At 75.9% G+C, this 16950-nt stretch carries 17 protein-coding genes; 6 read left to right on the top strand and 11 right to left on the bottom strand.

Annotated elements, in window-relative coordinates; translation table 11 throughout:
• Window positions 1–114 precede the first annotated feature (114 nt).
• Complete coding sequence (gene rsrA / locus ACI782_RS08825) at window positions 115–456, bottom strand: mycothiol system anti-sigma-R factor (RefSeq protein ID WP_456908185.1); 342 nt, start codon at window positions 454–456, stop codon at window positions 115–117.
• Window positions 453–1160 carry a sigma-70 family RNA polymerase sigma factor gene (locus ACI782_RS08830; protein WP_456908187.1) on the bottom strand — a complete coding sequence of 236 codons (708 nt, stop codon included), beginning with the start codon at window positions 1158–1160 and terminating at the stop codon, window positions 453–455. The genes rsrA and ACI782_RS08830 overlap by 4 nt, the downstream gene beginning before the upstream one ends.
• Before the next feature lie 213 nt (window positions 1161–1373).
• On the opposite strand from ACI782_RS08830, the gene ybaK reads away from it, so the two are divergent.
• Complete coding sequence (gene ybaK / locus ACI782_RS08835; RefSeq protein WP_456908189.1) at window positions 1374–1847, top strand: Cys-tRNA(Pro) deacylase; 474 nt, start codon at window positions 1374–1376, stop codon at window positions 1845–1847.
• A gap of 6 nt (window positions 1848–1853) precedes the next feature.
• Here ybaK and ACI782_RS08840 read toward each other — a convergent pair whose 3' ends face one another.
• On the bottom strand, window positions 1854–3404 hold the full coding sequence (locus ACI782_RS08840) for a fused MFS/spermidine synthase (RefSeq protein ID WP_456908191.1): 1551 nt from the start codon (window positions 3402–3404) through the stop codon (window positions 1854–1856).
• A gap of 1 nt (window position 3405) precedes the next feature.
• Window positions 3406–4152, bottom strand: coding sequence for an SOS response-associated peptidase (locus tag ACI782_RS08845; RefSeq protein ID WP_456908193.1), 747 nt, complete (start codon window positions 4150–4152; stop codon window positions 3406–3408).
• Between the two features lie 174 nt (window positions 4153–4326).
• On the opposite strand from ACI782_RS08845, the gene ACI782_RS08850 reads away from it, so the two are divergent.
• The 3 genes from ACI782_RS08850 to rsgA are packed head-to-tail and all read left to right on the top strand — an operon-like array spanning window position 4327 to window position 8146.
• The gene (locus ACI782_RS08850; RefSeq protein ID WP_456908195.1) at window positions 4327–5787 is read left to right on the top strand and encodes an NAD-dependent succinate-semialdehyde dehydrogenase; all 1461 of its coding nucleotides are present in this window, start codon (window positions 4327–4329) and stop codon (window positions 5785–5787) included.
• A 59-nt stretch (window positions 5788–5846) separates the two neighbouring features.
• Window positions 5847–7130, top strand: coding sequence for a 3-phosphoshikimate 1-carboxyvinyltransferase (gene aroA, locus ACI782_RS08855; protein ID WP_456908197.1), 1284 nt, complete (start codon window positions 5847–5849; stop codon window positions 7128–7130).
• 23 nt (window positions 7131–7153) lie between these two features.
• Window positions 7154–8146 carry a ribosome small subunit-dependent GTPase A gene (rsgA, locus tag ACI782_RS08860; protein ID WP_456908199.1) on the top strand — a complete coding sequence of 331 codons (993 nt, stop codon included), beginning with the start codon at window positions 7154–7156 and terminating at the stop codon, window positions 8144–8146.
• A 59-nt stretch (window positions 8147–8205) separates the two neighbouring features.
• On the opposite strand, the gene ACI782_RS08865 is transcribed toward rsgA, so the two are convergent.
• A complete protein-coding gene (locus tag ACI782_RS08865) occupies window positions 8206–8940 on the bottom strand; it encodes a hypothetical protein (protein WP_456908201.1) in 735 nt (244 codons plus the stop codon).
• A gap of 290 nt (window positions 8941–9230) precedes the next feature.
• On the opposite strand from ACI782_RS08865, the gene ACI782_RS08870 reads away from it, so the two are divergent.
• Window positions 9231–10862: a peptide ABC transporter substrate-binding protein gene (locus ACI782_RS08870; RefSeq protein ID WP_456908203.1), complete on the top strand. Its 1632-nt coding sequence runs from the start codon at window positions 9231–9233 to the stop codon at window positions 10860–10862.
• Between the two features lie 101 nt (window positions 10863–10963).
• Here ACI782_RS08870 and ACI782_RS08875 read toward each other — a convergent pair whose 3' ends face one another.
• Window positions 10964–11500 (bottom strand): DUF2087 domain-containing protein, encoded by a 537-nt coding sequence (locus tag ACI782_RS08875; RefSeq protein ID WP_456908205.1) that lies wholly within the window; start codon window positions 11498–11500, stop codon window positions 10964–10966.
• A 156-nt stretch (window positions 11501–11656) separates the two neighbouring features.
• Here ACI782_RS08875 and hisN point away from each other — a divergent pair, with 156 nt between their 5' ends.
• The gene (hisN, locus tag ACI782_RS08880; protein ID WP_456908207.1) at window positions 11657–12454 is read left to right on the top strand and encodes a histidinol-phosphatase; all 798 of its coding nucleotides are present in this window, start codon (window positions 11657–11659) and stop codon (window positions 12452–12454) included.
• Window positions 12455–12565: 111 nt separating this feature from the next.
• Here hisN and ACI782_RS08885 read toward each other — a convergent pair whose 3' ends face one another.
• From ACI782_RS08885 to ACI782_RS08905, 5 genes are all read right to left on the bottom strand, one after another.
• Window positions 12566–12763: a hypothetical protein gene (locus ACI782_RS08885; RefSeq protein ID WP_456908208.1), complete on the bottom strand. Its 198-nt coding sequence runs from the start codon at window positions 12761–12763 to the stop codon at window positions 12566–12568.
• Window positions 12764–12836: 73 nt separating this feature from the next.
• Window positions 12837–14216: an FGGY family carbohydrate kinase gene (locus tag ACI782_RS08890; protein ID WP_456908210.1), complete on the bottom strand. Its 1380-nt coding sequence runs from the start codon at window positions 14214–14216 to the stop codon at window positions 12837–12839.
• The gene (locus tag ACI782_RS08895; protein ID WP_456908212.1) at window positions 14213–14716 is read right to left on the bottom strand and encodes an XdhC family protein; all 504 of its coding nucleotides are present in this window, start codon (window positions 14714–14716) and stop codon (window positions 14213–14215) included. The genes ACI782_RS08890 and ACI782_RS08895 overlap by 4 nt, the downstream gene beginning before the upstream one ends.
• A gap of 55 nt (window positions 14717–14771) precedes the next feature.
• Window positions 14772–15986 (bottom strand): cytochrome P450 family protein, encoded by a 1215-nt coding sequence (locus tag ACI782_RS08900; RefSeq protein WP_456908213.1) that lies wholly within the window; start codon window positions 15984–15986, stop codon window positions 14772–14774.
• An 87-nt stretch (window positions 15987–16073) separates the two neighbouring features.
• Complete coding sequence (locus ACI782_RS08905) at window positions 16074–16853, bottom strand: aldo/keto reductase (protein WP_456908215.1); 780 nt, start codon at window positions 16851–16853, stop codon at window positions 16074–16076.
• Window positions 16854–16950: the final 97 nt, after the last annotated feature.

Genomic DNA, 16950 nt, shown 5'->3' on the forward strand with positions numbered 1-16950 from the left:
ACGCGGTAGGGACCCCGGGCGCCCCCCGGCCTGCGGCGGCGCAGGGGGCGCGCCGGGGGGCGGCCCACCCCCCCCCCCCCCCGCGGGCGGGGGGGGGGGCCCGCTGCTGCGTTCTCAGGCGGTGGGGCTCTCCTGCGTCCGCTCGACGGTGAGCTTCTCGACGCTGACCTGTGTGCCGTCCTCCTCGAACGAGACGCTCGTCAGCTGCAGCTTGATCCGGTCGCGCAGACCCGGCGGCGGGGTGTCACCCCCGCAGCGGCGGCGGACCAGCGCCTTGAACTCCTGCTCGATGCCGAACTGGCGCAGGCACGGCGAGCACTCCTCGAGGTGCTCGGCGATGACGTCGCGCCGCGCGTCGTCGGTCTCGTGGTCGAGGAACTCGAAGACGTGGGACAGGACGTCGTCACACGAGTGGATCTCGATGGGCTCGCCGCCCCCGCGAACGTCGTCGGTCACGAGTGGCTCGCCTCCTCCCCGGCCCCGGCGCGGACGAACCCGCGCTCACGTGCGTAGTCGGCCAGCAGCTTCTGCAGTCCCCGGCGGCCGCGGTGCAGGCGGGACATCACCGTGCCAATGGGCGTGCCCATGATCTCGGCGATCTCCTTGTAGGCGAAGCCCTCGACGTCGGCGAGGTAGACCGCCAGGCGGAAGTCCTCGGGCAGCTGCTGCAGAGCCTCCTTGATGTCGGAGTCCGGCAGGTGGTCCAGCGCCTCGATCTCCGCCGACCGCAGGCCGCTGGAGGTGTGCTCCTCGGCGGCGTAGAGCTGCCAGTCCTGCACCTGGTCGGTGGGGTACTGCTGCGGCTGGCGCTGCTTCTTGCGGTAGCTGTTGATGTAGGTGTTGGTCAGGATCCGGTACAGCCAGGCCTTGAGGTTGGTGCCCTCGGCGAACTGGTGGAACGCCGAGTAGGCCTTGACGAACGTCTCCTGGACGAGGTCCTCGGCGTCGGCCGGGTTGCGGGTCATGCGCAGGGCCGCGGGGTAGAGCTGGTCGAGGTAGGGCAACGCATCCCGCTCGAAGCGGGCGTCGCGCTCGGCGCGGGTCTCGGCCACCTCGGTCCGGCTGCCGCCCTCGCGCGCCTCGGGTACCTCCACGGGCGCGGCGGCGGCCGGGTCGGCCGACTCCACCTGGGGCGTCTGGTCCGCGGACTCCTCGGGCACCGACCGTCCTCTCTGCGGGCCCCGGACGCGGGACACCGCCTCGGCCGATCCTAGCCGCGCCGCATCCGGACGGCCCGGGGGACGCCGGTGCGCGACCCGCGGGCGGGTGCTGGTGGAGAGGGTGCTGCTCACGGCCTGTCCAACCGCGTCGCAGCCGGGCTCCATTCCCACACAGAGGCAGATCACGGCGACCCCTGGCTACGCTGCGGCGCCGTGGCGGCGACCCCCGCGGTGCGGGCTCTGGAGAAGGCCCGCGTGGCGCACACCCTGCACCCCTACAACCCCGAGCACCCGTCGGACCAGGGGCACGGCGAGGCGGCGGTGGCCGCGCTCGGCGCCGACCCGCGCCAGGTGTTCAAGACCCTGGTGGCTCGCGTCGACGGCGTCCTCACGATCGCCGTCGTCCCCGTCAGCGGCACCCTGGACCTCAAGGCCCTGGCCGCTGCCACGGGTGGCCGCAAGGCGGCCATGGCCGACCCGGCCGACGCCGAGCGGACGACGGGCTACGTGCGGGGCGGGATCAGCCCGCTGGGCCAGAAGAAGGCGCTGCCGACGGTCGTGGACGAGACGGCGCTGGGCTTCGACACGGTCATGGTGAGCGCCGGCAAGCGCGGGCTGCAGGTGGAGCTGGCCCCGGCCGACCTGGTCCGGCTCACGCGGGCGCGCACGGCCCCGATCGGCCGTTGATGCCGCTCAGCCGGTCGGGCGCGAGTAGGTGGTGAGCATCTGGTCGACCGGCGCGTGGTCGTCGGTGAGCACGTCGGCGTCCCCGACGAAGGCCGTCAGCTCCTCGCCCTGAGCCACCTGCCAGGCGAGGTCCTGCGCGCGCAGGGCGGCCTCGATGGCGTCGGCGGGCAGCGGCTGCTGGGAGGCCACCGCGACGACGTTACCGCCGTCCTCCCCCGCCAGCACCGGCGCGCGGGCCAGCAGCAGCACGTGCGGGAACACCTCCCGCAGCGTGGCCAGCTCGGCCCTGAGGAAGCCCAGCGGGGGGCGGTCGATGAGGTTGGCGACGTACACGCCGTCCTCGGCGAGGGCCTCGTCGACCAGCTGCAGGGCCTCGACGGTGGTCAGCTGCCACGGGACGGACAGGCCGCCGAAGGCGTCCCCGACGACGACGTCGCGCTCCCCGGGGGCCTCGTCGGCCAGGCCGACGCGGGCGTCGGCGACGCGCACCCGCAGCTGCTCGGACTCGGCCAGGTTCAGCTGCTCGCGGTCCATGTCGACCACGCCCGGGTCGACCTCCAGCACCAGGCTCTCGGTGCCGGGCCGGGTCGCGGCCAGGTACCGCGGCAGGGTCAGCCCACCCCCGCCGAGGTGCAGCGCGGACAGCGGCTGCCCCTCCGGTCGCGTCCCCTCGACCACCGCGGCGATCGCCCGGACGTACTCGAACTGCAAGTACGTCGGGTCGGCGAGGTCGACGTAGGAGTGCCGCAGCGTGTCCAGCATCAGCACCCGGCCGGTGTCCCGCTCCGGGTCGGCCAGCACGCGGGCGCAGTGGTAGGCGGTCTCGGACTGGCAGGGCGTGGGCGCGACCGCCGCCAGCAGCGCCCCGACGACGCCGAGCAGCAGCAGCGCGACCGGCACCCGGCCGGCCCCGCCCGCGGACCGCCGGCGCAGCAGGACCCCGACGACCAGCCCGACGGCCGCGGTCACGACGCCGGTGCCGACGAGGATGCCGCTGGTCGGGAAGACCGCGATGAGCAGGAAGCCGGTGACGAAGGTGGCCGCGATGCCGCCGAGGGTGCCGATGCCCGACAGCCGGCCGACCACCGAGCCGGTCTCCTCCAGGCTGGCCAGCTGCAGCTTCACCACCATGGGCGGCACCGCGGACAGCAGCGCGGCCGGGACGACGACGGCGACCGCGGCCAGCAGCAGCACGCTGCCCGCCTCGGGCCCGGTCAGCCACGACCCGGCGAAGCGCACCAGCGGGAGGACGGCGACGACGAGCGCGCCCCCGGCGACCATGAGCGGCGCGATCATCCGCCGCGGGTCGGTGCGGTCGGCGGCCGCACCGCCAGCCCACGCGCCGACGGCGATCGCGGCCAGCGCGAACCCGATGACCGCGGTGTTGGTCTGCAGCGTGATCCCGACGTAGGGGGCGATCAGCCGCAGCCCGGCGATCTCCAGCACGAGCACCGCTCCGGAGGACAGGAACGTGACGACCGCGGCCACCCAGCCGGGCAGCGCGCCCGGCCGGCTCTCCCGCGCGACCGGCGGCAGGGCCTCCTCGATGCCGGCCACCTCAGAAGAGGGCGGGCTGGTCGGCCGGCGGGCTCACCGTGTCGACGCGGGCCTCGAGCTCCGGGCCGTTGTTGTGCACGTTGTTCACCGCGTTGCCCACCGGCCGCAGCTCCAGGCCCTCGACCACCTCCGGCGGGGTCGGCGCGGTGAGCGCGTCGACGTCGTCGCGGGCGGGGTCGAGCCAGGCCGCCCAGCGGTCCCGGGGCAGGACCAGCGGCATCCGCTCGTGGATCTCGGTGAGCGCCCCGACGGCCGGCTCGGTGACGATCGTGCAGGTGTAGAGGCGGTCGTCGCCCTTCCCCCACACCTCCCACAGCCCGGCGAAGGCGAGCACCGAGCCGTCCTGCGGGGTGATGTAGTACGGCTGCTTGCCGGGCTCGTCCAGCCGCTTGGCCCACTCGTACCAGCCGTCGGCGGGCACCAGGCAGCGGCGGGAGCGGGCCGCGGAGCGGAACGCCGGCTTCTCGGTCAGCGACTCCACGCGGGCGTTGAGCATCCGGTTGCCCACCGAGGCGTCCTTGGCCCAGGAGGGCACCAGGCCCCAGCGCACGCTGCGCAGCTCGCGGTGCCCGGCGCCGGTGGGGCTCCCCCCGGCGTCCCGCTCCTTCTTGTGCCGCACGACGTAGACGTCCTTGGTCGGGGCGACGTTGTAGTCGGCCGGGAGCGCGGTCTGCCCCTCGGCGCGGACCGCCTCGAACTCGAGGACGAGGTCCTCGGGACGGCGGCTGGCGGCGTAGCGGCCACACACGGCGGCACTCCTCCCTGCGGGCGGACGGCGGGCGACTGCGGGCGGCGGCCCGGCGGACCGTGGTCGCGAGCCTAGATCGCCCTCCCGACATCCGGCGTCCCCGGCGCGTGCCCCCAGGGGCGAGGGGTAGGACGGACCGGACACACCCGAGCACCGCGACGGAGGCACACCGCAGTGACCACCACCAAGACCGTCCCGGCCGGCAAGACGGCCGGCACCACCGGCGACCGGCCCTACGCGACCGTCAACCCGGCCACCGGGCAGACCGAGAAGGAGTTCCCCTTCCTCGACAGCAACGAGGTCGAGGGCGTCGTCGAGAGGGCGCACGCGGCCTTCCAGGAGTGGCGCCGCCGGCCGGTCGAGGAGCGCGCCGCGATCGTCGGCCGGATCGGCGAGCTGATGACCGAGCGCCGCGACGAGCTGGCCGCGCTCATCACCCGCGAGATGGGCAAGCCGGTCCGCGAGGCCGCCGGCGAGGCCATGCTGGTCGCCGGCATCTTCGACTACTACGCGAAGAACGGCCCGCGCTTCCTGGAGCCCCGGCCGATCGACGTCATGGACGGCGAGGCGGTCGTCGTCAACGAGCCGACCGGCGTCCTGCTGGCCATCGAGCCGTGGAACTTCCCGCTCTACCAGGTCGCCCGCGTGGCGGCCCCCAACCTGGTCCTGGGCAACACGATCCTGCTCAAGCACGCCGAGAACAACCCGCAGACCGCGCTCGCCCTGGAGCGGCTGTTCTCCGACGCCGGCGTCCCCGAGGGCGTCTACACCAACCTGTTCCTGCGCATCTCCGACGTCGAGAAGGTGATCGCGCACCGGCACGTGGCCGGCGTGACGCTGACCGGCAGCGACCGGGCGGGCAGCGCCGTGGCCTCGCTGGCGGGCAAGTACCTGAAGAAGTCGGTGCTCGAGCTCGGCGGCAGCGACCCGTTCATCGTCCTGGACGCCCCCGAGGTGCAGAGGACGGTCAAGGCCGCCGCGATGTCCCGGACGATGAACGCCGGGCAGGCGTGCATCGCCGCCAAGCGGTTCATCGTGATGGACGACGTCTACGACGAGTTCGTCAGCGGCCTGACCGAGGTCTTCCAGGGCCTGCAGCCGGGCGACCCCCGCGACCCGTCCACCCGGCTCGGCCCGCTGTCCTCCGAGCGGGCCGCGGCCGACCTCACCGCCCAGGTGCAGGACGCGGTCGACAAGGGCGCGACGGTGCTCGCCGGGGGCGGCCGCCCCGACCGCGAGGGCGCCTACGTCCACGCCACCCTGCTGGCCGACGTCACGCCGGAGATGCGGGCCTACCGCGAGGAGCTGTTCGGCCCGGTCGGCGTCGTCTACCGCGTCTCCAGCGAGGAGGAGGCGGTCCGGCTGGCCAACGACACCCCGTACGGGCTGTCCGCCACCGTCTTCAGCAGCGACGTCGAGCGCGCCCGCAAGGTCGCCGACCAGGTCGACTCCGGCATGGTCTGGATCAACTCGCCGTCCGGGACCTCGCCGGAGCTGCCCTTCGGCGGGGTGAAGAACTCCGGCTACGGCCGGGAGCTCTCCGAGCTCGGCATGTTCGAGTTCGCCAACCGCCGCCTGGTGCGCGTGGCCGGGGCCAAGACGGCCAAGCCCGCGGATGCCGCGGCCGCGGGCTGAGCCCTCCCTGCCCTGTCGCGCCGGCCGGCCCGTCGGCGCGACAGGGCAGGATGGCCCTCATGAGCGAGGTCTGGACGACGCCGCACCGGCGCACGCCGGTGGACGCCGTCGTGGCCCTGCCCGGCTCCAAGTCGCTGACCGCCCGCGCGCTCGTGCTCGCGGCGCTGGCCGGCGGGTCCAGCCGCCTGGTGCGCCCGCTGCGGGCCCGCGACACCGAGCTCATGGCCGCCGGGCTGCGCGCGCTCGGCGTCCGGGTCGAGGACGACGCCGAGGACTGGCTGGTCACCCCCGGGGAGCTGCGCGGCCCGGCCGAGGTGGACGCCGGGCTGGCCGGCACGGTCCTCCGCTTCCTGCCGCCGGTCGCCGCGCTGGCCACCGGACCGGTGCGGCTCGACGGCGACCCCCGGCTGCGCGAGCGCCCCAACGCCGGCCTGCTCGCGGCGCTGCGCGACCTGGGCGTCGAGGTGGACGACGGCGGCCGCGGCCGGGCGCCGTTCACCGTGCACGGCACCGGGCGGGTGCGCGGCGGCGCGGTGACGGTGGACGCGAGCGAGTCCTCGCAGATCGTCTCCGGCCTGCTGCTGGCCGCCACCCGCTTCGACGAGGGCGTCGACCTCACCCTCGCCGGCGGGCTGCCCTCGATGCCGCACGTGGAGATGACCGTCGAGTCGCTGCGGGAGCACGGCGTCGAGGTGGCCACCACCGAGCGCGGCTGGCGGGTGTCCCCCGGCCCGATCGCCGCCCGCGACGAGGTGCTGGAGCCGGACCTGTCCAACGCCGCGCCCTTCCTCGCGGCGGCGCTGGTCACCGGCGGCCGGGTCACCGTCCGCGACTGGCCGGCGCGGACCACCCAGCCCGGTGGGCAGCTGGACCGCCTGCTGACCTCGATGGGCGCGTCGGTGGTCCGGGCGGACGACGGCCTGCGGGTCACCGGGCCCGGCCGCATCGGGCCGCTCGTCGCCGACCTGGGCGAGGTCGGCGAGCTGACCCCGGTGCTGGCCGCCCTGTGCGCGCTGGCCGACGAGCCGTCGCGGCTGACCGGCATCGGCCACCTGCGCGGCCACGAGACCGACCGGCTGCAGGCCCTCGACGAGGTGCTCACCGCCGTGGGGGCGACGGTGGAGCAGCTGCCCGACGGGCTGGTCATCTCGCCGGGCCCCCGCCGTCCGGCCCGCCTGGACTCCTACGCCGACCACCGCATGGTGCACGCGGCCGCCGTCCTCGGGCTGGCGATCGACGGGGTCGAGGTGGCCGACCCGGGCGCGGTGACCAAGACGCTGCCCGACTTCGTCGAGCGGTGGAACGCGATGCTGAGCACGACGGTGGCGGGAGCCCGGCCCTGAGTCCCCGCCGCAACGACCGCCGGATGGACGAGGACGACGTCCGGGTCCGGCCCAACCGCCGCGGGTCCCGGCCGCGCACGCGCACCCGGCCCGCGCACGACGACGCCGTCCCGGGGCTGGTGGTCGCGGTCGACCGCGGCCGGATGACGGTGCGGATCCAGGGGCCCGACGGCGCGCCGGTCGACGTCACCGCGATGCGCGCCCGCGAGCTGGGCCGGCACGGGGTGGTCGTCGGTGACCGGGTCCGGATCGTGGGCGACACGACCGGCCGGCCGGACACCCTCGCGCGCATCGTCGTCATCGAGGACCGCGCGACGTCGCTGCGGCGCACCGCCGACGACACCGACCCGACCGAGCGGGTGGTGGTGGCCAACGCCGACCAGCTGGTGGTCGTCACCTCCGTCACCGACCCCGACCCGGCGCTGGGCTTCCTCGACCGCTGCCTGGTGGCCGCCTACGCCGGTGGCCTGGAGCCGCTGCTCTGCCTCACCAAGACCGACCTGGCCAGCCCCCAGCCGCTGCTGGACCGCTACGCCGGGCTCGAGGTGGACGCCGTCCCGATGTCGCGGGAGACCCCGCTGGACGGGCTGCTCAGCCGCCTCGAGGGCCGGATGAGCGTGCTGGTGGGCCAGTCCGGTGTCGGCAAGTCGACCCTGGTCAACCGCCTCGTGCCCGACGCCGACCGGGCGACCGGAGAGGTGACCAAGGTCGGCAAGGGCCGGCACACCTCGTCGTCGGCGGTGCTGCTGGACCTGCCCGGTGGCGGCACCGTCATCGACACCCCGGGCATCCGCTCGTTCGGCCTGGCGCACGTCACCGCGGAGGACGTGGTCGCCGCGTTCGACGACGTCGCCGAGGCCGCCGTCGACTGCCCGCCCGGGTGCGGGCACACCGCCGACGACCCCGACTGCGCACTGGACGCCTGGGCCGGCGCCGGCCCCCCGGCCCGCAAGGAGCGGCTGGAGAGCCTGCGCCGGCTGCTCGACGCCGTCGGACAGCTCGGCCCCGGCTACTGAGAGGACCTCCCTGCCCCCCACCGCTCGCGCGCTCGCGGCGGGACCCTGCAGGGAGGCCGTCAGCGGAACAGCGCGTCGTCCATCGGCTCGTCGACGGCCTCGATGCGCAGGTCCAGCCCGGGGGCCAGGCTCTCGGGGTCGTCGATCCACACGCAGACGCCCGTGCCCGCGTCGAGCCGCACCCGGTACCGCTCGGGGTACTCGGCGAGCACCGCGTCGCCGCCACCCGCGGTGGCCTCCGCCTCGTCGACGTGCCGCGAGCGGAGCAGGGTGCAGCAGGTGCAGCGCGGGTCGTAGGCCGGCGTCGTCCGGACCAGCGCCTCCCACGCCGGCCGGCCGCCGTGCTCGACCTCGGTCACCGAGTCGATCGCGGTCCCGGCCGGCCCCGGCGCCCCGGTGCCGGGGTCGCGGCCGTCGGCGAGCTCGACCGGATCGAGCATCGCCACCCAGTCGTAGCTCTGGTACATCGGCGCGTCGTAGGCGAGGCTGTCGGGGCGGTGCGCGACCAGCCCGTCGGGCCGGTACACCGGGGGCGGGCCCTCGGCCGGCCACGGCAGCGTCACCGTGCGTCCGCCGTCCGAGGTCAGGACGCCGACCTGCTGCGGCGGCTCGTGGACGACCTGCAGCAGGACGCCGTCCAGCGACTCGACCCGGAGGTCGGCGGGGCGGCGCAGCCAGGCCCGCAGGCTGTCCGGCCGCCACGGGTGGCCCGGCCGGCGCACGGTGAACCGCAGCGTCGACCAGCGCCACGGCGAGGACCGGGCGAGGGCGCGGAACGCGGCGGCGTCGGGCACGCGGGAAGTGTGGGGCCCGGTCGCCGCGCGGACCACCGGTTTCACGCGGACTCGCCACCCGTCGCCCCGGCTCCCGACGTCGCGCAGCGGCGGGCGCGGCTCGGGGTCGGCCGGTGGGACCGGCGGCTCCCTCCTTCGGGTGACCGGTACGGGACGCGGCCTCCGGGGGGCACCACAACCCGCCGTCGTCTACGGGGACCGCCGTCTCGACCGCGAGCGGCTCCCTCCGACCGGGCGACCGCCCACCCTGCCGCGAGCCTCCGAGCCCGATCGCCGTGAGAAGGACACCCATGCACACCGGACGTCGTTCCGCCGGACTGGTGGCGCTCGCCACCGCCGGCCTCCTGCTGACCGCCTGCGGGTCGCCGTCAGCGGCGGACCCCGCTCCCGAGGCGGTGAGCATCGCCATCGGCGAGCCGGAGAGCCCGCTGGTGCCGGGGAACACCGTCGAGGAGTACGGCACCCAGGTCCTCGAGTCGCTGTGGACCGGGCTGGTCGAGTACGCGTCCGACGGTTCGGTCGAGTACACGGGGGTGGCCGAGTCCATCGAGTCGGCCGACAACACGACCTGGACGGTCCGGCTGCACGACGGCTGGACCTTCCACGACGGCTCCCCGGTCACCTCGTCGTCGTTCGTGGACGCGTGGAACGCCACCGCCTACAGCCCCCACGCGATGGCCGGGTCCTACTTCTTCGCCAACGTCATGGGCTACGACGACCTGCAGGCGCCCGTCGGCGAGGACGGCGAGCCGACCGGCGAACCGCTCGCGACCGAGATGAGCGGGCTGCGCGTCGTCGACGACCGGACCTTCACCGTGACGCTCAGCGCGCCGTTCGCGCAGTTCCCGGTGACCGTCGGCTACAGCCCGTTCCTCCCGCTGCCCCGGGCCTACTTCGAGGACCCCGAGGGCTTCGGTCTCCGACCGATCGGCAACGGGCCGTTCCGGGCCGAGGGGGGCTACGTGCCGGGAGAGGGCATCACGCTGGCGCGCTACGAGGACTACGCCGGCCCGCGTGCGGCCACGGTCGACGCCGTGGAGTACCGCGTCTACACCGACCTCGCGACGGCCTACACCGACGCCCTGGCCGGCGGGCTCGACGTCGTCCCCAACGTCCCGGCCGAGGCCGCCGGCACGGCGGAGGAGGACTTCGCCGGCCGCTACCTCGAGACCGAGGCCTCCGCCTTCACCTTCCTCGCGCTGCCCCTCTACGACGACCGCTACGCCGACCGTCGCGTCCGCCAGGCGCTCTCGATGGCCATCGACCGGGAGGCGATCACCGAGGCCCTCTTCTCCGGCACCCGCCGTCCCGCGGACTCGCTGGTGGCGCCGGTCGTCCCGGGGCACCGCGACGGGGCCTGCGGGTACTGCGTCCTGGACGTCGCCCGCGCCGACGCCCTGCTCGACGAGGCCGGGTTCGACCGCGGTGAGCCGATCGAGCTGTGGTTCAACGCCGGCGCCGGCAACGACGCCTGGACGGAGGCCCTCGGCAACCAGCTGCGCAGCAACCTGGGGATCGAGTACGTCCTGCGCGGCGACCTCGCGCCAGCCGAGTACGGCCCGCTCATGGACGAGCAGGGCATGTCCGGCCCGTTCCGCATGGGCTGGGCGATGGACTACCCGAGCCCGCAGAGCTACCTGGAGCCGCTCTACACGACGCACGCCCAGCCGCCGGCGGGGTCGAACGTGAGCTTCTACAGCAACCCGGACGTCGACGCGCTCGTCGCCGAGGGCAACGCCGCTCCCAGCGACGCGCAGGCGGTCGCCGCCTACAACCGGGCCGAGGACGTGCTGCTCGAGGACATGCCGGTCATCCCGCTGTTCTTCCAGGTGACGCAGTCGGTGTACTCGGCCGACGTGGCGGACGTCGTCGTGGACGTCTTCGGACGGGTCGACACCACCGCGTTGACCACGGTCGCCTGACCTGACGTCCGCGCCGGCGCCGACCGGACCGGTCGGCGCGGGCGCGGACCCGCTCGAGCCGGGCGGAGCAGCGTGCGCCGACCGCGCCGATCGGCACCGGCTCAGACGTCGACCCACCCGCCGGTGCGCCAGTACTGCCCTGCCTCGCGGGAGAGCAGCCCCTCGTCGACCAGGTAGCGGCGCAGCGCGGCGGTGTCGGGGTGCCAGACGGCCAGCAGCGCGTTCACCTCCCGCTCGGGGTACCGGACGCCGACGTCGAACACCCGCACCAGGTGCTCCAGGACCACGCGCCGCTTGCTCTGCTGCGCCGGGATGGAGACCAGCCGCCCGCCGCGGACGAACGCGGACAGGACGGCGTCCTCGGCCGGGTCGTCGGAGAGCGGCGTGGGCGGCGGCGCGGCCTCCGCGGCGGCGCGGGCCGCGGCGCCGAACCGGTCGGTGAGCAGCGTGAGGTCGTGCCGGTCACGGCGCACCAGGCCGGCGCGGGCCAGCCGGCGGGCGGCCAGGGCGACGTCCTTGAGCGGGAGCCCGGAGGCCTGCGCGACCTCCTCGATCGTGCCGGCACCGAGGGCCAGCGCGGCGACCACCTTGAGGCGGGCCGGATCGGCCAGCAGCCCGGCGATCGTCGCGGCGTCCACACCGCGACGGTATGCCGCGGCCCGGCCGGGGGCGGACCCGGCACGTGGTGACCCCCCTCGGCGTCCAGGAGGCGCCGCCCGGGACCGACCACCCGGGGGGCCCGAGCGGGGTCGGCTCCGCGGGGTTCGGCCGGGCGCCCGCTAGGTTCGGTGCCCATGACACCGGGCCGGGACTACACGGGGGACATGCACCTCGCGCACGTGCTCGCCGATCAGGCAGACGCGATCAGCATGGACCGCTTCCGCGCGCTCGACCTCCAGGTCGACACCAAGCCGGACCTCACGCCGGTCACCGACGCCGACCGGGCGGTCGAGGAGCAGCTGCGGATCACCCTGGCGCGGGCGCGCACCCGCGACGCGGTGCTCGGCGAGGAGATGGGCGTGACCGGCCACGGGCCGCGGCGCTGGGTGCTCGACCCGATCGACGGGACGAAGAACTTCGTCCGCGGGGTGCCGGTGTGGGCGACGCTCATCGCGCTGTTCGACGGCGACGAGCCGGTGGTGGGGCTGGTCTCGGCGCCGGCGCTCAACCGGCGCTGGTGGGCGGCCAAGGGCGTCGGTGCCTGGACCGGCCGACGGCTGGAGTCCGCGACCCGCTGCACCGTGTCGAAGGTCGGCTCGCTGGAGGACGCGAGCCTGAGCTACTCGAGCCTGGCGGGCTGGGAGGAGCGCGGGCTGCTCGACGGCTTCCTCGACCTGACCCGTGGCGTGTGGCGGACCCGCGCCTACGGCGACTTCTGGAGCTACGTGCTGCTCGCGGAGGGCGCGGTCGACGTCGCCTGCGAGCCGGAGGTCTCGCTGTGGGACCTGGCCGCGCTCGACGTCATCGTGCGGGAGGCCGGTGGCCGGTTCACCGACCTCACCGGCGCGCCGGGGCCGGCGGGTGGCAGCGCCCTGGCCACCAACGGCACGCTGCACGACGCGGCGCTGGAGCTGCTCCGCCCGCGCGCCTGACGACCCCGGCCGGGCCCCGACGGGCCCGGCCGAGGTGACGTACTGGAACGGCCACCCTCCAGGGGCCCTCCGCCTGCGCGTGCGAGGCGTGGGGAGGAGGGTGGTCCTTCGTCAGTGGCCGACGCCCCAGCCGCGGTCGGTGTTCCCGGCACCGCGGCCGCCCTGGAACCGACGGCGGGCCTCGTCGATCTTCGCGCGGGTCCGCGGGTCCCGGGCCAGCTGCTGGGCCTTCTCGGTCGCCTGCTGGATGACCTGCCGGCCCTTGGGCGTGTTGGCGAACTGGGTGAACTTGGTGAACAGCGACGCCATGTCGCGATCGCCTCCTCGGCACTCGGGGACGGGACTCGTCCGGTCAACGGGTCGTATCCCGCAGCCGTTCCGGTCACTCCTCGCGCCAGCGCTCCAGCGCCGCCCGCAGCTCCGGGGACGGACGCGGCTCGACGACCGGGCCGGTCGCCGGTGGGGCGGCGACGTCCGCACCGGTCCCCCGTCCGGCGAGCAGCGCGGCCCCCACCGCCGACGCGCTGCGGATCGCGACGGGGCGCACCGGCTCCCCGAGGACGTCGGCGACCAGTTGCTGGACGACCGGCGCGCGGCCCCCGCCCCCGGTGAGGAGCACCGGACCGCGGCCGCCGAGCAGGTCGGCCGCCGCCCCGACCGCGAACACGACCCCCTCGACGGCGGCGCGGGCCAGGTCGGCGCGGGTCGTGCCCGCGGACAGCCCGGTCCAGCTGCCCCGGTCGGCCGGGTCGGCCACACCGCCGCGCTCGCCGGTGAGGAACGGCCGGAACCCCACTCCCCCGGCGCCGGCGGGGACGCCGGCCGCGGCGGCGAACAGCTCCGCGCTGGTCAGCCCCAGGACGTCGCACACCCACGACCAGGCCAGCCCGCCGTTCTGCAGCGCGGCCATCGCGTACCAGCCGCCCTCGACGTCGGCATAGCAGTGCACCGGCGGGTCGTCGGCCGGCGCCGGCACCGCCCCGGGCCGCAGCACCTGCGCGCCGGTGCCCAGGTTGACCTGGCGGGCGGTTCCCGTCCCGGCAGCGAGCAGGGCCAGCGGGGTGTCGGCACCGCCCACGACCACGGGTACCCCCCCGACCGGGAGACGGGCGTCGCCCACGACCTCGGCCGACGGCCGCACGGCGGGCAGCAGCTCCGCTTCGATCCCGGCGGCCCGCGCCGCCGGCGCCGACCAGGCGTCGGCGACGACGTCCCAGAGCAGCGTCCCGGAGGCGTCGCTGCGGTCGGTGATCCGCGGGTCGGCGTCGGGCACCAGCTCGCTGCGCAGCGCGTCCTTGGGGAGGAGGACCGTGGCCGCCCGCCGGACCAGGGCGGGGTCGTGCGCGGCCAGCCAGGCCAGCACCGGCCCGGTCATGCCGGGGACCAGCGGGTTGGCCAGCGCGGCCCGGTCGGCATCCGGCAGGGCGCGCCAGCGGGCCACCTCGTCGGTGGCGCGGGCGTCCGGCCACAGCACCGCCGGCGCCAGCGGCCGCCCCGCGGCGTCGGCCAGGACGGTGCCGTGCATCTGCCCGGACAGGCCCAGGCCGCCGATCCGCCGGCCGGCCAGCGCCGGGGCCACCTGCGCCAGGGCGTCGTCGAGGGCGCGGCGCCAGGCGGCCGGGTCGGTCTGCGCCCACCCGGGCCGCGGCCGGTCGAGCGGGTAGCCGGCCTCGCCTTCAGCGAGCACGGTGCCGTCGGGGTCGAGGACGACCAGCTTGAGCCCGCTCGTGCCGAGGTCGGCGCCGAGCAGGACGCCGCTCACCGGGGCCGGTGCGCGAACCCGCCGGTGCGGCCGTTGCGGTCGGCCAGCAGCCCGGCGAGCGTGCTCAGCGCGATCTCCGCCGGGGTCCGGGAGCCGATGTCCAGCCCGATGGGCCGGTGCACCCGCGCGACCTCCTCCGGCGGCACGCCGAGCGCGGCCAGCGCCGCCACGTGCGGGCCCTCGTGCCGCGGGTTGCCCATGACGCCCACCCAGCGGACCGGCCGGGCCAGCGCGTCCCGAAGCACCTCCCCGAGCTCGGGACGGTGGTGGTCGGTGACGACGACGTCGGCGTCGGCCAGGTCGCCGTCCAGCTCGGCGAGGGCGGGGACGTCGGCGCCGCGGGCCGGGTCGGGGTCGAGCAGCACGGTGCGGAAGCCCAGCTCGGGCGCCCACCTCCCCAGCACCTCGGCCACCGGGGAGGCGAAGACGGCGACGAGGGTCCGGCCGGTTGCCTCGGAGGACGGCGCCCCGTGGGCCACCCCGCAGTTCGGGTCGGTCATCGGGCACGCTCCGGGCGGTCGCCGTAGGCAGAGGAGGTCACCGCCGCATCCTCGCTCAGCCGGCGGCCGGAGGGAGGAGCACCGGCAGCCGCTCCAGGCCGTGGACGATGACGCTGCGCCGGTGGCGCAGGTCCTCCGGGGGCACGGCCAGGCGCAGGCCCGGGAACCGGTCGAGCAGCGACCGCAGGGCGACCTCACCCTCGAGCCGCGCCAGCGGGGCACCCAGGCAGTAGTGCAGCCCGTGCCCGAAGGCCAGGTGCCCCGCGTGATCGCGGTCGGGGTCGAGCAGTGCGGGACGGTCGAAGCGTTCCGGGTCGCGGTTGGCCGCGCCCACCGAGAGCGTCACCACCGACCCCGCGGGGATGGTGGTGCCCGAGTACTCGACGTCCTCGGCGGCGAAGCGCAGCGGGGCGTTGTGCACGGGGCCGTCCCAGCGCAGGAACTCCTCGACCGCCGCGGGGACCCGCTGCGGGTCGGCGAGCAGGCGCTCGCGGAGCGCGTCGTCGGTCGCCACGCCCAGCACCGCGTTGCCGATGAGGTTGGCCGTGGTCTCGTGGCCGGCGATGAGCAGCAGCACGCCCATCGCGACGACCTCCTCGGTGCTGAGCTGGTCACCGGCCTCCGACACCTCGACCAGGGCCGAGACCAGGGCGCCGTCCGGGTTGCGCCGCTTGTCCTCGACGAGGGCGGACAGGTGGTCGGCCAGGCCCGCGGTGGCCTGCTGCTCGTCGACGTCGTCGTGGTCGTCGACCAGGGCGCGCGACCAGGTGCCGAAGGCGTCGCGGTCGGTGTCGGGCACCCCGAGCAGCTCGCAGATGACGGCCATGGGCAGCGGCACCGCGTAGCCGGCCAGCAGGTCGACCGGCTCGTCGCGGGGCAGGGCGTCGAGGAGGGCGGCGGCCAGGGCCTCGATGCGCGGACGCAGCTCGGCGGTGCGCCGCGGGGTGAAGGCGCGGGCGACCAGCCGGCGCAGCCGCGTGTGGTCCGGCGGGTCGAGCAGGATCATCATCGACCCGAAGGGGCCCGGCAGGCGCGGGGCCTGCGCGCGGGCCTCCGGCGGCAGGAGCGCCCGGTGGTCCTTGACCAGCCGCGGGTCGGTGAAGGCCGCGCGCACGTCGTCGTAACGGGTGATCATCCACGTGCTGCCGCCCCGGGGCAGCGCCACCTCGCGCACCGGGGTCTGCGCGCGCAGCCGCTCGTAGGCGGGGTAGGGGTCCCGCCAGAAGGAGCCCTCGAAGACCGAGTCGTCGACCGTCGTCACCTCGGGCACCGCTGCCTCAGCCTGCTCATCGGCCCAGCGTCGGGTCCGGGGGCCCGGGCGGCAAGGCGCAACGGGGGTGTCGTCGTCCGGCTCCGCTCACGCCCGGGACAGGCGGTCGATCCGGCGCACCTCGTCGTCGGTCAGGGAGAAGTCCCCGATCGCCAGGTTGGTGCGGATCCGCTCGGGCGTGGCCGACTTCGGGATGACGACGACGCCGTGCTCCACGTGCCAGCGCAGCACCACCTGCGCGGGGGTGACGCCGTGCGCGTCGGCGACCTCCCGCAGCACCGGGTCCCCGAGGTCGGTGTTCTTGAACGGGCTGTAGCCCTCCAGGACGACGCCCCGCTCCCGGTGCCCCGCCTCGACCGCCGCGTCGTACTTCGCCGGCGCCCAGCTGACCTGGTTGACCTGCGGAGTCACGCCGGTCGCCTGCGTCAGCCGGTCGACCTGCGCGAGCGAGTGGTTGCTGACGCCGATCGCCCGGGCCCGGCCGGCCTCGCGGGCGGCGACGAAGCGCTCCCACGCCGCCTCGCTCCCGCCGCCGGGCGGCCAGTGGACCAGCCACAGGTCGACGACGTCGATCCCGAGCGCGGCCAGCGACGCCGCCAGGGTCCGGTCGGCCCGGCCGGCCTCGCGGGGCGGCAGCTTGGTGGTCACGAAGACCTCGTCCCGGTCGACGCCGGAGTCGCGCAGCGCCCGCCCGACCTCGGCCTCGTTGCGGTACATCGTCGCGGTGTCCAGGTGCCGGTAGCCAGCGTCCAGGGCGGTGCGGACGGCGTCGTAGCAGCCGGGGCCGGTCAGCTGCCAGGTGCCGAAGCCGAGCAGCGGCATGGCGCCGCCGCCGGAGAGCGGCACCGCGGGGACGGTCTCGGTCATGCCCGGCCGGTGCCCGCCACCGCGCCGAGTGACACCCCGCGCGGGCGCGTCCCGTCTGGTGGGATGGACCGCGACGGGCCGGCGACCGGCCGGCCGC

This window comes from Geodermatophilus sp. SYSU D00703, assembly GCF_054050155.1.

Excerpts from the sequence above, each read along its gene's own strand:
- aroA (WP_456908197.1), top strand. The coding sequence starts at position 5,847 with ATGAGCGAGGTCTGGACGACGCCGCACCGGCGCACGCCGGTGGACGCC.
- rsgA (WP_456908199.1), top strand. The coding sequence starts at position 7,154 with ATGGACGAGGACGACGTCCGGGTCCGGCCCAACCGCCGCGGGTCCCGG.
- ACI782_RS08870 (WP_456908203.1), top strand. The coding sequence starts at position 9,231 with ATGCACACCGGACGTCGTTCCGCCGGACTGGTGGCGCTCGCCACCGCC.
- hisN (WP_456908207.1), top strand. The coding sequence starts at position 11,657 with ATGACACCGGGCCGGGACTACACGGGGGACATGCACCTCGCGCACGTG.
- ACI782_RS08885 (WP_456908208.1), bottom strand. The coding sequence starts at position 12,763 with ATGGCGTCGCTGTTCACCAAGTTCACCCAGTTCGCCAACACGCCCAAG.
- ACI782_RS08895 (WP_456908212.1), bottom strand. The coding sequence starts at position 14,716 with ATGACCGACCCGAACTGCGGGGTGGCCCACGGGGCGCCGTCCTCCGAG.
- ACI782_RS08905 (WP_456908215.1), bottom strand. The coding sequence starts at position 16,853 with ATGACCGAGACCGTCCCCGCGGTGCCGCTCTCCGGCGGCGGCGCCATG.